The 14332-nt window shown below is 69.2% G+C and carries 13 protein-coding genes; 4 read left to right on the forward strand and 9 right to left on the reverse strand.

The genetic code is table 11. From position 1 onward, the window contains the following. Nucleotides 1-52 precede the first annotated feature (52 nt). Nucleotides 53-1489, reverse strand: coding sequence for a type I glutamate--ammonia ligase (gene glnA / locus C8K36_RS05790; protein WP_107983390.1), 1437 nt, complete (start codon nt 1487-1489; stop codon nt 53-55). Nucleotides 1490-1740: 251 nt separating this feature from the next. On the opposite strand from glnA, the gene C8K36_RS05795 reads away from it, so the two are divergent. Next, on the forward strand, nt 1741-2214 hold the full coding sequence (locus C8K36_RS05795) for an RDD family protein (RefSeq protein ID WP_107983391.1): 474 nt from the start codon (nt 1741-1743) through the stop codon (nt 2212-2214). 101 nt (nt 2215-2315) lie between these two features. Here C8K36_RS05795 and C8K36_RS05800 read toward each other — a convergent pair whose 3' ends face one another. The 5 genes from C8K36_RS05800 to sucB form a co-directional block, all read right to left on the reverse strand. Further along, nucleotides 2316-3071, reverse strand: a complete 756-nt coding sequence (locus tag C8K36_RS05800) for a DUF4191 domain-containing protein (protein WP_107983392.1) — start codon at nt 3069-3071, stop codon at nt 2316-2318. A gap of 61 nt (nt 3072-3132) precedes the next feature. Next, nucleotides 3133-4149, reverse strand: coding sequence for a lipoyl synthase (gene lipA / locus C8K36_RS05805; protein WP_107983393.1), 1017 nt, complete (start codon nt 4147-4149; stop codon nt 3133-3135). Nucleotides 4150-4198: 49 nt separating this feature from the next. Beyond that, nucleotides 4199-4972 (reverse strand): lipoyl(octanoyl) transferase LipB, encoded by a 774-nt coding sequence (lipB, locus tag C8K36_RS05810; RefSeq protein ID WP_107983394.1) that lies wholly within the window; start codon nt 4970-4972, stop codon nt 4199-4201. Between the two features lie 59 nt (nt 4973-5031). Then, the gene (locus C8K36_RS05815; RefSeq protein WP_107983395.1) at nt 5032-5922 is read right to left on the reverse strand and encodes a TIGR01777 family oxidoreductase; all 891 of its coding nucleotides are present in this window, start codon (nt 5920-5922) and stop codon (nt 5032-5034) included. 109 nt (nt 5923-6031) lie between these two features. Beyond that, nucleotides 6032-7768 carry a 2-oxoglutarate dehydrogenase, E2 component, dihydrolipoamide succinyltransferase gene (gene sucB / locus C8K36_RS05820; RefSeq protein ID WP_107983798.1) on the reverse strand — a complete coding sequence of 579 codons (1737 nt, stop codon included), beginning with the start codon at nt 7766-7768 and terminating at the stop codon, nt 6032-6034. 305 nt (nt 7769-8073) lie between these two features. Here sucB and C8K36_RS05825 point away from each other — a divergent pair, with 305 nt between their 5' ends. After that, nucleotides 8074-8433, forward strand: coding sequence for an oxidoreductase (locus C8K36_RS05825; RefSeq protein ID WP_107983396.1), 360 nt, complete (start codon nt 8074-8076; stop codon nt 8431-8433). A 56-nt stretch (nt 8434-8489) separates the two neighbouring features. On the opposite strand, the gene C8K36_RS05830 is transcribed toward C8K36_RS05825, so the two are convergent. After that, nucleotides 8490-10016, reverse strand: coding sequence for a leucyl aminopeptidase (locus C8K36_RS05830; protein ID WP_107983397.1), 1527 nt, complete (start codon nt 10014-10016; stop codon nt 8490-8492). A gap of 101 nt (nt 10017-10117) precedes the next feature. On the opposite strand from C8K36_RS05830, the gene gcvT reads away from it, so the two are divergent. Then, nucleotides 10118-11233, forward strand: a complete 1116-nt coding sequence (gcvT, locus tag C8K36_RS05835) for a glycine cleavage system aminomethyltransferase GcvT (RefSeq protein WP_107983398.1) — start codon at nt 10118-10120, stop codon at nt 11231-11233. 53 nt (nt 11234-11286) lie between these two features. Then, nucleotides 11287-12390 carry a branched-chain amino acid aminotransferase gene (locus C8K36_RS05840; RefSeq protein WP_107983399.1) on the forward strand — a complete coding sequence of 368 codons (1104 nt, stop codon included), beginning with the start codon at nt 11287-11289 and terminating at the stop codon, nt 12388-12390. Between the two features lie 62 nt (nt 12391-12452). Here C8K36_RS05840 and C8K36_RS05845 read toward each other — a convergent pair whose 3' ends face one another. Together C8K36_RS05845 and cobT are read right to left on the reverse strand one after the other, a co-directional pair. Then, entirely contained in the window at nt 12453-13214 is a 762-nt protein-coding gene (locus tag C8K36_RS05845; protein ID WP_107983400.1) for an adenosylcobinamide-GDP ribazoletransferase, read from the reverse strand. A gap of 2 nt (nt 13215-13216) precedes the next feature. Then, nucleotides 13217-14323: a nicotinate-nucleotide--dimethylbenzimidazole phosphoribosyltransferase gene (gene cobT, locus C8K36_RS05850; RefSeq protein ID WP_107983401.1), complete on the reverse strand. Its 1107-nt coding sequence runs from the start codon at nt 14321-14323 to the stop codon at nt 13217-13219. Nucleotides 14324-14332 lie beyond the last annotated feature (9 nt).

Below are 14332 nucleotides of genomic sequence, written 5' to 3' on the forward strand. Positions count from 1 at the left end.
CTCGTTGCTGTTCAAGCCTGGTCGGCCGGGACTTCAGTCCGGCCGAGACGACTCAGCAGTCGTAGTACAGCGAGAACTCGTACGGGTGCGGGCGCAGGTTGACCGGAGCAATCTCCTGCTCGCGCTTGATCGCGATCCAGGTCTCGATCAGGTCGCTCGTGAACACGCCGCCCTCGGTGAGGTAGTCGTGATCCTGCTCGAGGCGGTCGATGACGGCGGACAGGCTGGTGGGGGCCTGCGGGATGTTGCGGGCCTCCTCCGGCGGGAGCTCGTAGAGGTCCTTGTCGACCGGAGCCATCGGCTCGATCTTGTTCTTGATGCCGTCGAGGCCGGCCATCATCTGAGCCGCGAAGTTCAGGTACGGGTTGCCCGAGGAGTCCGGCGCGCGGAACTCGATGCGCTTGGCCTTGGGGTTGTTGCCCGTGATCGGGATGCGGACCGCAGCGGAGCGGTTGCGCTGGCTGTACACCAGGTTGATGGGGGCCTCGTAGCCCGGCACCAGACGGTGGTACGAGTTGACCGTCGGGTTCGTGAACGCCAGCAGCGACGGCGCGTGGTGCAGGATGCCGCCGATGTACCAGCGAGCGAGGTCCGACAGACCCGCGTAACCGGCCTCGTCGTGGAACAGCGGCTTGCCGTCCTTCCACAGCGACTGGTGCACGTGCATGCCTGAGCCGTTGTCGCCGAACAGCGGCTTCGGCATGAAGGTGGCCGACTTGCCGTACTGCCAGCAGGTGTTCTTCACGATGTACTTGAACAGCTGCAGGTCGTCGGCAGCGGCAAGCAGGGTGTTGAACTTGTAGTTGATCTCCTGCTGACCGCCGGTGCCCACCTCGTGGTGGCCGCGCTCGAGCTCGAAGCCGGCGTTGGCCAGGTTCGTGGAGATCGCGTCACGCAGGTCGACGTAGTGGTCGTACGGTGCGACGGGGAAGTAGCCACCCTTGGCGCGGACCTTGTAGCCCAGGTTGGGGGAGCCGTCGGCGTTGACCTCGTTGCCGGTGTTCCAGGAGCCGGAGATCGAGTCCAGCTCGTAGAACGCACCGTTCATCGCCGAGTCGTAGCGGACGGAGTCGAAGATGTAGAACTCGGCCTCGGCACCGAAGAACGCGGTGTCGGCGATGCCGGTCGACTTCAAGTACTCCTCGGCCTTGCGCGCGACGTTGCGGGGATCGCGGCTGTAGGACTCACGGGTGAACGGATCGTGGACGAAGAAGTCCATGTTCAGCGTGCGGGCCTTGCGGAAGGGATCGATCCGCGCGGTCGAGACGTCGGGGAGCAGCATCATGTCGGACTCGTGGATCGACTGGAAGCCGCGGACCGAGGAACCATCGAACGCGAGGCCGTCCTCGAACACGTCCTGGTTGAACGCGGAGGCCGGGATCGAGAAGTGCTGCTGGACGCCCGGCAGGTCGCTGAACCGGATGTCGACGTACTCGATGTCCTGCTCGGCGATGTATTTGATGACCTCATCGGCCGTGGTGAACGCCACGTTGGTGCTCCTTAAGTCGGTTACCTGCCGGTCGGGTTGCGGCGGCTTCGTCGAGGCAAGACGGTAGAGAGCTGGTGTTGCCCGCTAATCAAGCCTATGTTTCGCCAGTGTTACACGTCGGCGTTCGGGGCGCGTACGCGCGGTGAGTGTGACCATTCCCACCGGTCTTCGCGGTTTCGGGAGTGTGACGAACGGCACGGTGGCCGCTCCGGCCGGTCGGTTGCCGCACGTCGACGCCTATCCTGGACGGCATGGCACGAATGATGGGTTCCTGGCTTTCCGGACCGTCCGCGGCGCTGCCGAAGGACCAGACCGAAGCGCAGGCGTACCGAGGCGAACTGCTCGGGCTTCCGGCCGACGGCCCCGGATCGCTGGCGACCACCGGTCGTCGCATCGGGGCCATCGTGATCGACTGGTTCATGTCCGCGGGCGTCGTCATGCTGTTCCTGCAGCAGGCACCGTGGGACTCGTACGTCTCGACCTACACGCTCGCGGCGTGGTTCGTCGTCGGCGTCGCCTGCGTCACGCTGTTCTCGTTCACTCCGGGGCAGTACGCGGTGGGACTCCAGGTGGCCCGCATCGACGGACCGGTCCCCGTCGGGTTCCTGCGCGCCCTGGCCCGTCAGGCGCTGATCGTATTCATCGCGCCGGCCGTCATCACCGACGTCGACGGTCGCGGCATGCACGATCGCGCCACCGGCACAGCGCTGGTACGCACCCGCTGACCGGTCACCGAAGCCCGTGGAACGAACCCGTGAACGCCGAATGTCACATCGATTCAGTCCAGCTGAACCGATGTGACATTCGGCTTTGGGCAGGGGGAGGGTCAGCGGCGGCGGATGGTGCGCTGCATGCCCTTCATCTTCGCGCCGGGAGGCAGCGGGCCCTTCGGCATCGCTGTTCCGGTCCGGCCGCCGATCGCCGCGAGACGGGACTCGATGGAGTCCATCCGCTTGGTGTCGATGTTGCGGGGCAGCTTGTTGAGGTACTTGACCAGCTGCGAGAGCGGGACCTGTCCCTCGTCGTTGCCGACGACGATGTCGTAGATCGGCGTGTCGCCCACCAGGCGGGCGGTCTTCTTCTTCTCCTGCGCGAGCAGTCCCTTGACGCGCTGCGGTGAGCCCTCGGCAACCAGGATGATGCCGGGGCGGCCGATCACGCGGTGGACGGCGTCGAGTTGGGTGGTGCCGGTGACGGCGTTCTTCACACGCCACGCGCCCTGCATGTTCTCGAGCGCCCACGCGGCGGCTCCGGCCTGACCCTCGGCCTTGCCGTACACCGTCTTCTGGACGCGCTTGCCGAAGATGATGAAGGCCAGCAGCACGCCGATGAGGATGCCGATCGGCAGCAGGAACCACTGGATGCCGAAGATGAGGCCTACCAGGAAGAACACGACCGCGCTTGCGACCAGCACGCCGATCATCAGCGGCAGCAGCAGGTTGTCTTCCTTGCGCTGCATCTGGAACGCCTGCCAGAGCTGAGTCCGGCGCTCCTTGGACGCCTGCTTGCGTGCCGCCTTCGCCGCAGCCTTCGCTTCCTTGCTGGGTTTGCCCGCTTTACCGGACTTACTGCCGTTCGCCATACCTCACAGGATACGACCCTCACCGCGCACTATCGCGCGCGCGGTGAGGCGGTCGATCACGTCAGGCGCGGGCGGCGAGGCGCTCGAGTACCGAGCTGGCCTCCTGGGAGGCGCTGCCACCCTCGGCGAGATGGGCCTGACCCTCCGGGAGGGCGCGGCCGTGACGTGCCATCGCCTGCGCGTAGAGACGTCCGGCGCGGTACGACGAGCGCACCAGCGGACCGGCCATGACGCCGGCGAAACCGATCTCCTCGGCGGCCTTCGAGTGTTCGACGAATTCCTCCGGCTTGACCCAGCGCTCTACCGGATGGTGTCGCGGCGACGGGCGGAGGTACTGCGTGATGGTGATGATGTCGCAGCCTGCCTCGTGGAGGTCGACCATCGCCTGCTGCACCTCCTCGGGGGTCTCGCCCATGCCGAGGATGAGGTTGGACTTTGTCACCAGGCCGAACTCGCGGGCGGCGGTGATGACGCTCAGCGACCGCTCGTACCGGAACGCCGGACGGATCCTCTTGAAGATGCGCGGCACGGTCTCGAGGTTGTGCGCGAGCACCTCGGGGCGGGACTCGAACACCTCGGCCAGCAGGTCCGGCTTGCCGTTGAAGTCGGGGACCAGGTTCTCGACGCCGGTGCCCGGGTTCATCGCGTGGATCTGCCGGACCGTCTCCGCGTACAGCCAGGCGCCGCCGTCGGGCAGGTCGTCGCGGGCGACACCGGTGATGGTCGAGTAGCGCAGCCCCATCGACTTGACGCTCTCGGCGACTCGGCGCGGCTCGTCACGATCGAGCGCGGACGGCTTGCCGGTGTCGATCTGGCAGAAATCGCAACGGCGCGTGCACTGTTCACCACCGATGAGGAACGTGGCCTCGCGGTCTTCCCAGCATTCGTAGATGTTGGGGCAGCCCGCTTCCTCGCAGACCGTGTGCAGGCCTTCGTTTTTCACCAAACCCTTGAGTTCGGTGTACTCGGGCCCCATCTTCGCGCGGGTCCGAATCCAATTGGGCTTGCGTTCGATCGGCGTTTCCGCGTTTCGGGTCTCGATGCGGAGAAGCTTCCGTCCTTCTGGGGCGACAGTCACGCACCCGATGGTACGCCTGACCGAACCGTCGCTCCGGCCTGGGCGGGCCTCAGCCGAACCGCACGGTCGTGAACTCGGGGGCCGCCACGGCGGTGTCGAACGTCACGCGTTCGATGTCGTGGGCCGCCACCGGCAGCGCACCCGCGAGCGCGGCCTGCACCGCGGCGACCACCGCGGGGACGACGTCGTCGATGCTCACGTCGCGCCCGAGTTCGCGTGACAGCGTCGTCACCCCGGCGTCCTTGATTCCGCACGGCACGATGTTGTCGAATCCGTCCAGTGCGGCATTGCAGTTGAGCGAGAACCCGTGCATCGTCACGCCGCGCTGCACCCGCACACCGATAGCGGCAACCTTGCGTTCGGGCAACCAGTTGCCGTCGACCAGCGCGGCCGGCAGCCACACCCCCGACCGGCCCTCGACCCGCCCACACACCAGGCCCAGCTCCGTGCACACCGTGATGAGTGCCTGCTCGATGCGTCGGACGTAGCCGACGACATCGACCGGCTCGGCGAGCTTGACGATCGGGTAGCCGACCAGCTGACCGGGGCCGTGCCAGGTGATCTTTCCGCCGCGGTCGACGTCGATCACAGGAGTGCCGTCGACGGGGCGGTCCTCGGGGGCGGTGCGTCGGCCCGCGGTGTAGACGGCGGGATGCTCGAGCAGCAGCAGCGTGTCCGCGCCCTCGTCGTCGGCACGCGCGGTGGCGAGGACACGCTGGCGATCCCACGCCTCCATGTAGTCGATGCGGCCGAGATGTTCGACGACCATCGGCTCGGTGCCGAACCGGGCCGATCCGGTGGCCGCCGGGAAAACGCTGCTCATGATCGGAGACGTTACGCCTGGCTCGGCAGTGCTCCTCGCGCTGTCGGTCCGGCGATCGGTCAGCGCGTGATCGCGTAGGAGAGGGCGTCCTCGACAGTGCGGTGCCGGAACTGGAAACCGGCGTCGGTCAGCACCTTCGGGACGGCGCGCTGGCCAGTGAGGACGGCCTCCTCGGCGAACTCGCCGATCAGCGCCTTCACCGCGAACCCCGGGACGATCCACGGCGTCGGCCGGTGCAGGGCGCGGCCCATCGCGGAGGTGAAGTGGGCGTTGGTGACCGGTTCGGGCGCACAGAGGTCGACCGGCCCGCTCACGTCGTCGTGGGTGAGTGCGAACTCGATCGCGGCCACCTCGTCGGGTAGGGAGATCCACGACAGATACTGACGTCCGCTGCCCAGACGCCCACCGAGACCGAGCGAGAACAGCGGACGCAACTTGCCCAGCATGCCGCCGGTCGGCGACAGCACGGTCGCGGTGCGCAGCGACACGACGCGCGCCCCCGCCTTGCTCGCCGGCGTGGTCGCAGCTTCCCAGTCCCGGCACAGCGCGGAAAGAAATCCCGCACCGGAGGGCGATTGCTCGTCGACGATCCGATCACCGGTGTCGCCGTAGAAGCCGACCGCGCTGCCGTTGACGAGCACCGGGACGCCCGCCTCGGCGACCGCGTGGGCGAGGACGTCGGTCGTGGTGAGGCGACTGTCGCGCAGCGCCTGCTTGTACGCGCCCGACCAGCGCTTGTCGCCGATCCCGGCGCCACACAGATTGATGACCGCGCCCACGCCGCGCAGCACCGCGTCGTCGATCTGTCCGCGGCCGGGATCCCATTGGGACTCGTCGGCCTTCGTGGGCTGTCTGCGCACCAGTCGGGTCACCTCGTGGCCATCGCCTCGCAACGATGTGACGAGCTCGTTCCCGATCAGGCCGGACGATCCGGCGACGACGATCCGCATGTGCTGTCCTCCTTCGACGACTTCTCCGGATACGCCGACGGGCACCACTTCTCGTGGAAGTGGTGCCCGTCGGCGGTCATTCGTGTCGCGTTCGCGATCCGCGGGACCCCTAGAGGCCCAGATCGGCCTCGAACGACGCATCCTCGAGGCGCTGCTTGATGGTGGTCAGGAAGCGACCCGCATCCGCACCGTCGACCAGGCGGTGATCGTAGGTGAGCGGCAGGTAGCACATCGAGCGGACGCCGATGGACTCGTTGCCGTTCTCGTCCTGGACCACGACCGGGCGCTTGACGATAGCGCCGGTACCCAGCATCGCCGCCTGCGGCGGAACCAGGATCGGGGTGTCGAACAACGCACCCTGGCTGCCGATGTTGGTGATGGTGAAGGTGCCACCGGACAGCTCGTCCGGCTTGAGGCCACCGGTGCGGGCGCGCTTGGCGATGTCGGCGATCGCGCGGGCGAGGCCGGCCAGCGACAGGTCGCCTGCGTTGTGGATCACCGGCGAGAGCAGACCCTGCTCGGTGTCGACCGCGATGCCCAGGTGCTCGGCAGCGTGGTAGGTGATCTCCTTGGCGCCCTCGTTGTAGCTCGCGTTCACGTTGGGGTGAACCTTGAGCGCCTCGACGACGGCCTTCGCGAAGAACGGCAGGAACGTCAGGTTGACGCCCTCACGCTCGGCGAAGTCGGCCTTCGCCTGTGCGCGCAGTGCCGCGATCCTGGTGACGTCGACCTCGAAGGTCTGGGTCAGCTGCGCGGTGCTCTGCAGCGACTCACGGGTCTTGACGGCCGTGATCTGGCGGATCCGGTTGACCTTCTGCGTGGTGCCACGCAGGTGGGCCAGCTCGGGGCGCACGCCGGCGGTGGCGGCGGGAGCCGGTGCGGCAGCCGCGGGTGCAGCGGCGGCCGGTGCGGCTGCCGGGGCCTTCGCAGCGTCTGCGGCGGCGAGGACGTCCTGCTTGCGGATGCGTCCACCGACACCGGTGCCGGCGACCTTCGACAGGTCGACGTTGTTGTCCGCGGCGAGCTTGCGCACCAGCGGAGTCACGTACGGTGCGGCGTCACCCGACGGTGCGGCGGCAGGCGCAGCCGGTGCAGCAGCCGGAGCCGGAGCCGGAGCGGCGGCGGGGGCCGGAGCGGCGGCGGGAGCCGGTGCAGCGGGTGCGGGTGCGGGAGCCGGAGCCGCGGGTGCGGGAGCCGGTGCAGCGGGTGCGGGAGCCGGTGCAGCAGGCGCCGCGGCAGCAGGAGCGCCGGAGCCGATGACGGCGAGCTGGCCGCCGACGTCGACGGTGTCGTCTTCTTGCGCGCTGATCTCGAGGAGAGTGCCGGCGACGGGCGACGGGATCTCGGTGTCGACCTTGTCGGTGGAGACCTCGAGCAGCGGCTCGTCCACGGCGACCTCGTCACCGACGGCCTTGAGCCAGCGGGTGACGGTGCCCTCGGTGACGGATTCGCCGAGCTCGGGCATCGTGACCGGGGTGCCGGACGCGGAACCGGTGGCGGGCGCAGCGGCGGCGGGAGCCGGCGCAGCGGCAGGCTCGGGAGCCGACTCGGCAGCGGGCTCGGCAGCGGGCTCGGCGGCGGGAGCATCTGCGGGAGCGGGAGCCTCTCCGGCGTCACCGATGACGGCGAGCTCTCCACCGATCTCGACGGTGTCGTCCTCCTGAGCCACGATCTTGGTCAGGACGCCGGCCACGGGGGAAGGGATCTCGGTATCGACTTTGTCGGTGGAGACTTCGAGCAAAGGCTCGTCAACCTCGACCGTGTCCCCTTCCTGCTTGAGCCACCGCGTGACAGTTCCCTCGGTGACGGACTCACCCAGGGCTGGCATCTGGACGGAGAAGGCCATTTCGTTTGACTCCTCGAAGGTTGTGTTCGGGTTGTTGAGTTTTGTCGACTTGTGGTCGAAAACCATTGTGCTCGAGATGCACGGGTCGCGCGGCTGGGTACGACGATTCCGAGGCGCCTCACTCCGGTGGTGTGGGGCGCTTCGGAACCGTCGTGCGACGCGCTCCGCCCATCCTTTCATTGATGCCCAGAGCGTGTCGTGCGAGGGGCGCGTCATGCGAATTTCCTCGTCGTCAGCGCTGTCTGCTGGCAAAATCGGACAGATCGTTGCGGAGCGGTCCGCGATGTACAGGGAGGAGAGTTCACGTGGGGTTGTTCGATCGATTCACGCGCCGGGGGTCGTCGGGTTCGACGGCGGCCGAATCCGACGCGCGCCACCTGGCGGACTGGGCGCGTTCGCACCGGGGCGTCGAGGGCTACATCGAACCCCAGACCACCGTGACCGAACTGACCGTGGTGCTCGTTGCGTACGACGGCGAGTGGACGCGGCGCAAAGTCGGCGGCGAGCGCGGTGCCCGCAGGCTCGGCCAGGACCTGAAGATCCCCGTCTACGACGTCCACAAGACCGGGTATCCGCAGCGCATGCGCGACTACGACAACAAGCGCCGGATCGAGCGCAAGCGTGAACTGCAGCGGGAGTTGTTGCAGCGCGACCGCGACCTGTGACCGGTGCACGTCCGAGGGGCCGTAATCCCTCGGACGTGCACCGCGTTCGCGGTGGGTCAGCCGTTGGCGGCGATGTCCTCGAGCACGGAGATCATGGTGCGGACCGGGATACCCGTGCCGCCCTTGCCGGTGTAGCCGAACGGGCCGCCGGTGTTGAACGCCGGGCCCGCGACGTCGATGTGCGCCCACTGCACGCCGTCGGCGACGAACTCCTTCAGGAAGATCGCGGCCGCGAGCATGCCGCCCCAGCGGTGGGGGGTGACGTTCGCGAGGTCCGCGACTCGCGAGTTGAGGTCGCCGCGCAGTTCGGCGGGCAGTGGCATGGGCCACGCGTTCTCGCCGATGTCCTGCGAGCGTGCCGCGACGCGGTCGCGGAACTCGTCGGTTCCCATGACGCCGGGCGTCCGGTTGCCGAGCGCCACCATCTGCGCACCCGTCAGCGTCGCCGTGTCGATCAGGTAGTCGGGCTTGTCCTCGCAGGCCCGCGCGATCGCGTCGGCCAGGATCAGACGGCCCTCGGCGTCGGTGTTGATGACCTCGACGGTGGTGCCGCCGTACTGGGTGAGCACATCGCCCGGGCGCTGCGCCGTGGAGGAGGGCATGTTCTCGGCCATAGGAACCCACGCGGTGACATCGACGGGCAGGCCGAGCTTGGCGGCGAGCACGACCGTCGCGACGACCGCGGCGGCACCGCCCATGTCGGAGGTCATATTCTCCATGCCGGCGGCCGGCTTGATCGAGATGCCGCCGGTGTCGAAAGTGACGCCCTTGCCGACCAGCGCGACCTTCTTGACGCCGCGACGCTTGCCGGACGAGTACGTCATCTGCACCAGGCGCGGCGGCCGCGATGAGCCCTGGCCGACGCCGACGATGCCGCCGAAACCGGCCTTCGCGAGTGCCTTTTCGTCGAGCACCTTCACGGTGAGACCGGCCGCGGTGCCGAGTGCCTTGGCGCGGGCCGCGAACTCGGCCGGGAACAGGTGGCTCGGCGGTGTGTTGACCAGCTCACGGGCGGTGGCGACGGACTCGGCGATCGCCGACGAGCGGGCCAACGCGTCCTTCGACGCCTTCGTGCGCGGCGACTCGACGAGCAGTTCGACGCGGGCCAGCGGGCGGGCGCCGGCGCCGGGCGCGGACTTGGCCTTGAACTCGCTGAACGTGTAGGCGCCCAGGTAGAAGCCCTCAGCAGCGGCGCCGAGGTCCACGCCGGACAGCGTGGTGGCCGCGGTCGCGACACCGGACAGCGCGCGTGCGGCGACGCCTGCAGACCTGCGGACCTGCTCGGCGTCGATCTTGTCGGCGGCGCCGAGGCCGACCGCGAGGACGCTCGACACGGGCAGCGCGGCGGGCGCGGGGACCCGGGTGAGTTCCTCCGCCTTGCCGGTCGCGCCGACGGCCTGCAGGTCGTCGAGCAGACCCGCCAGCACCGCCTCGCCCACCCCGGCGCCGACGAGCGCCTCGGGGCCGTCGGATCCGGTCGTGAGACCGATCACGAGCACGTCGACCCGCTTGCCGAGAGAACCGGCGAGCGCCAGTTCGGGTCCCAGGGGGCGGATGGGGGAAGAGGTAACGGGCACGGGCATCTCCTGCGGTGGGAAAGGGGGAAAAGGGATTGCCGAACTCCGATGTTAGTGCCCGGAATGCTGTGCGGGGGCCCGGCCGACGTCCGCTAGCGTTGTCGCCCATGAGCGATGCGCAGCTGCTGCAGGGCCCCATCCATTCCGTTCACGTCGACCTCGGCGCCACTTTCGCCCCGTTCGGTGGGTGGGAGATGCCGGTCTCGTACGCCGGCACCGTCGCCGAGCACACCGCCGTGCGTGAGTCGGCCGGCCTGTTCGATGTGAGCCACCTGGGCAAGGCTCTGGTGAAGGGTGCCGGTGCTGCGGACTTCGTCAACGCGACCCTCACGGCCGACCTCGGCAAGATCGGTCCGGGCCAGGCCCAGTACACGCTCTGCTGCACCGAGAGTGGCGGGGTGGTCGACGACCTCATCGCCTACTACGTCGCCGACGACGAGGTCTTCCTCGTGCCGAATGCGGCCAACACCGCCGACGTCGTCGCCCGCCTGCAGGCCGCGGCACCGGCCGGGGTGGAGATCACCGACCTGCACCGCGAGTACGCCGTGTTCGCGGTGCAGGGACCGAAGTCCGCCGACGTTCTCGCGGCGCTGGGCCTTCGCGGTGACATCGAGATCGCGGACATCGACTACATGGGCTTCGCGGACATGGACTGGAACGGCGTCCCGGTCCGGGTCTGCCGCAGCGGCTACACCGGCGAGCGCGGCTTCGAGTTGCTGCCCCGATGGGCGGATTCCGAGGCGCTGTTCCTGGCCCTGCTCGACGCCGTCCGCGCACAGGGCGGCCAGGCTGCGGGACTGGGTGCCCGCGACACCCTCCGGACCGAGGCCGGCTACCCGCTGCACGGTCACGAACTCGGGCTCGACATCTCGCCGTTGCAGGCACGTTGCGGCTGGGCGATCGGCTGGGCCAAGCCGCGCTTCTGGGGCCGCGACGCGCTCACCGCGGAGAAGGCCACCGGCCCGGCACGGCGGATGTGGGGCATCAAGGCACTAGACCGTGGCGTCCTGCGCCAGGGACAGGTCGTGTCGAAGGAGGGCGCCGCGATCGGCGAGACCACGTCGGGCACGTTCTCGCCGACCCTCAAGGTCGGCATCGCTCTGGCGCTGCTGGACACGGCGTCCGGTGTCGCGGCGGGCGACGAGATCACCGTCGACGTGCGCGGGCGTAGCCTCCGATGCGAGGTCGTCACGCCGCCGTTCGTGCCGGTCCACACCAAGTAATGCTCGATACCAGGGAAAAAGCGGCGACACTCCGTTAGATAGGATCACGGCTTATGACAGACGGCCTCGAATTCGCGCGTACCCAGCATCCTTCTCCCGCGACCGAAGAGGCGCGGCGTGAGATTCTGGAGGCGCCCGGGTTCGGTCGGTTCTTCACCGATCACATGGTCTCGATCATGTACACCGAGGGTCGCGGCTGGCACGACGCCGAGGTGCTGCCCTACGGTCCGATCGAACTCGACCCGGCCGGGATGGTGTTGCACTACGGCCAGGCCATCTTCGAGGGTCTCAAGGCCTACCGCCAGCCGGGCGGTGGCATCGCATCGTTCCGCCTCACCGCGAACGCAGAGCGTCTGCGGCAGTCCGCCCGCCGTCTCGCGATGCCGGAACTGCCCGACGACCTGTTCGTCCGCTCGATCGACGCGCTCCTCGACGTCGACGAGGCGTGGGTTCCCGCCGCCGGCGGCGAGGACTCGCTCTACCTGCGGCCGTTCCTGTTCTCCACCGAGGCCGGGCTGGGCGTCCGCCCGGCCAAGGAATATCGCTACCTGCTGATCGCGTCCCCGGCCGGCGCGTACTTCCCGCGTGGTGTCAAGCCCGTGAGCGTGTGGCTCTCACGCGAGTACGTGCGCGCCGCACCGGGCGGCACCGGCGCCGCGAAGTTCGCCGGCAACTACGCCGCGTCGCTGCTCGCGCAGGCGCAAGCGTCGGACGAGGGCTGCGACCAGGTGGTGTGGCTCGACGCGATCGAGCGTAAGTACGTCGAGGAGATGGGCGGGATGAACCTGTTCTTCGTCTTCGGCTCGGGTCCCGACGCCCGCCTGGTGACGCCGTCGCTGTCCGGTTCGTTGCTGCCGGGCATTACCCGCGACTCGCTGCTGGCCCTCGCGACCGACGCCGGCTTCGCCGTCGAGGAGCGCAAGATCAGCACCGACGAGTGGCGTGAGAAGGCCGCATCCGGTGAGATCACCGAGGTGTTCGCGTGCGGTACCGCCGCTGTCATCACGCCGGTCGGCCGCGTCAAGTCTGCCGAGGGCGAGTTCACCGTCGCCGACGGCGAGCCGGGCAAGATCACGATGGCGCTGCGCGACACCCTCACCGGAATCCAGCGCGGCACCTTCGCCGACACGCACGGCTGGATGACCAAGCTGCGCTGAGCGCGCCGACGAATCCACATCGGGCCTTCCGCTTCGGCGGGGGGCCCGATGTGGTTCACAGGTCAGTTGCCGAGCAGGAACCCCACCGCGGTCGCCGCGACGGTGAACTCGATCGCGGCGCCGAGCACGTCACCGTTGATGCCGTCGAATCGGCGGACACAGTGCCGGACCACGAGGGCCGCACCGAGGAGGGCGACGACGATCACCACCGGCCCCTGCCACCACCTGCCGGGAACCACCCACAGGGAAGCGGCGACGGCAGCCAGCGCCCACAGAGCGGCCAGCCACGGCGGCTGCGAATCGGCGACGAGAGCGCCGAAACCGCGAGGACTCGACGCGGGAATGCCTCGGCGGCACGCGAAGACCGCCGCGATACGGCCCGACGCCACGGCGACGGCCACCGCGATCCACGCGCCGCTCGCGCCCAGCGACCCGAACGCGAGGGCCTGCACGCCGATCGTGACGACGAGGGCGGCAACGCCGAACGGCCCGGCACCGCCGCTGCGCATCACCTCCCGGGCCCGCTCCGGATCGCCGTAACATCCCAGGCCGTCCGCGGTGTCGGCCAGACCGTCGATGTGCATCCCACGGGTCGACAGCGCCAGGGCGCCGACGGTCAGCAGACCGGCCAGCGCCGGATCGAGACCGGCCCACAGCAGCACCCAGAGCGCTCCGGGCGCGGCGGCCCCGAGCAGCGCGCCGACCACGGGCGCCGCGCCGATGGCCCGGCGGCCCTCGGTGCGGCCGATGTCCTGCGGGCCGCGGACCGGTAGGACCGTCAGCCAGGACAATGCCAGCGACAGGCCGGTGACCGCGGCGCGCACGATCAGTCCGTTTCCGGTGCGGGTTCGGCGTCCGACTCGGGCTCGGTGTTGTTGCTCACGCCCGCAGAATCGAAGGTCGCCATGTGCGCGAGTGTCGCGACCGCGCCCTGCAGGATCGGCAGAGCCGCAACGGCTCCCGAACCCTCGCCCAGGCGCATGTCGAGCCCGAGGATCGGGTCGAGGCCCAGGTGTCGCAGCGCGATGGAATGCGCCGGTTCGGTGGAGCGATGACCGGCCACCCACCACTCGCGCGCGCCCGGCGCGAGTTCCTCGGCGACGAGTGCGGATGCGGTGACGACGAGACCGTCGACGATCACCGGTGTCTTCCGCGCGGACGCCTGGGCCAGGAAGCCTGCCATGGCCGCCAGGTCGGCGCCCGACACGGTACGGAGCAGTCCCACCGCGTCGCGGATATGGGGGCGGGCCCGGCGCAGGGCGTCGCGGATCGCGGCGGTCTTGCGCATCCATCCGGCATCGTCGATGCCGGTGCCGCGGCCCACCGCGGCGACGGGCTCGGTGTCGGTCAGGGCGGCAATGAGAACGGTTGCGGGAGTGGTATTCCCGATGCCCATCTCGCCCGCGATGAGCAGGTCCGCGCCGGAGTCGATCTCCTCGTCGGCGATCGCCCGTCCGGCCGCGACGGCACGTAGCGTCTCCTCATGGGTGAGCGCGTCTTCCCGATCGATCGACCCCGACGAGCGACGGATCTTGAAGGCCGACACCACCGGATCGGTCTCGACGTCGACCGCCATGTCGACGACGCGGACGCTCGCACCCATCACGTCCGCGAGCACGTTCACCGCCGCGCCGCCGCCCTGGATGTTGGCGACCATCTGCGCGGTCACCTCGGGCGGGTACGCCGAGACGCCGTTGCGCGCGATGCCGTGGTCGCCTGCGAACACGACGACGCGGGGGCGGGCAAAGATCCGCGGCGGGCAGATACCCTGGCAGGCCGCGGCCCACACCGACAGTTCCTCGAGTCGGCCGAGCGCGCCGGTCGGCTTGGTCAGCATCGACTGGCGAGTCATGGCCTGCTCCCGCGCATCCGCGTCCGGCGGAGTGAGTGGCTCGAAGAAGGGAGCGGACGGACTCACGGGTTCGCTTGTCACGCTAGGCCT

Source organism: Rhodococcus sp. OK519, from assembly GCF_003051005.1.
Taxonomy (GTDB): Bacteria; Actinomycetota; Actinomycetes; order Mycobacteriales; family Mycobacteriaceae; genus Prescottella.

Excerpts from the sequence above, each read along its gene's own strand:
- C8K36_RS05840 (WP_107983399.1), top strand. The coding sequence starts at position 11,287 with ATGACAGACGGCCTCGAATTCGCGCGTACCCAGCATCCTTCTCCCGCG.
- sucB (WP_107983798.1), bottom strand. The coding sequence starts at position 7,768 with ATGGCCTTCTCCGTCCAGATGCCAGCCCTGGGTGAGTCCGTCACCGAG.
- C8K36_RS05800 (WP_107983392.1), bottom strand. The coding sequence starts at position 3,071 with ATGGCGAACGGCAGTAAGTCCGGTAAAGCGGGCAAACCCAGCAAGGAA.
- C8K36_RS05830 (WP_107983397.1), bottom strand. The coding sequence starts at position 10,016 with ATGCCCGTGCCCGTTACCTCTTCCCCCATCCGCCCCCTGGGACCCGAA.
- C8K36_RS05795 (WP_107983391.1), top strand. The coding sequence starts at position 1,741 with ATGGCACGAATGATGGGTTCCTGGCTTTCCGGACCGTCCGCGGCGCTG.
- C8K36_RS05815 (WP_107983395.1), bottom strand. The coding sequence starts at position 5,922 with ATGCGGATCGTCGTCGCCGGATCGTCCGGCCTGATCGGGAACGAGCTC.
- lipB (WP_107983394.1), bottom strand. The coding sequence starts at position 4,972 with ATGAGCAGCGTTTTCCCGGCGGCCACCGGATCGGCCCGGTTCGGCACC.
- gcvT (WP_107983398.1), top strand. The coding sequence starts at position 10,118 with ATGAGCGATGCGCAGCTGCTGCAGGGCCCCATCCATTCCGTTCACGTC.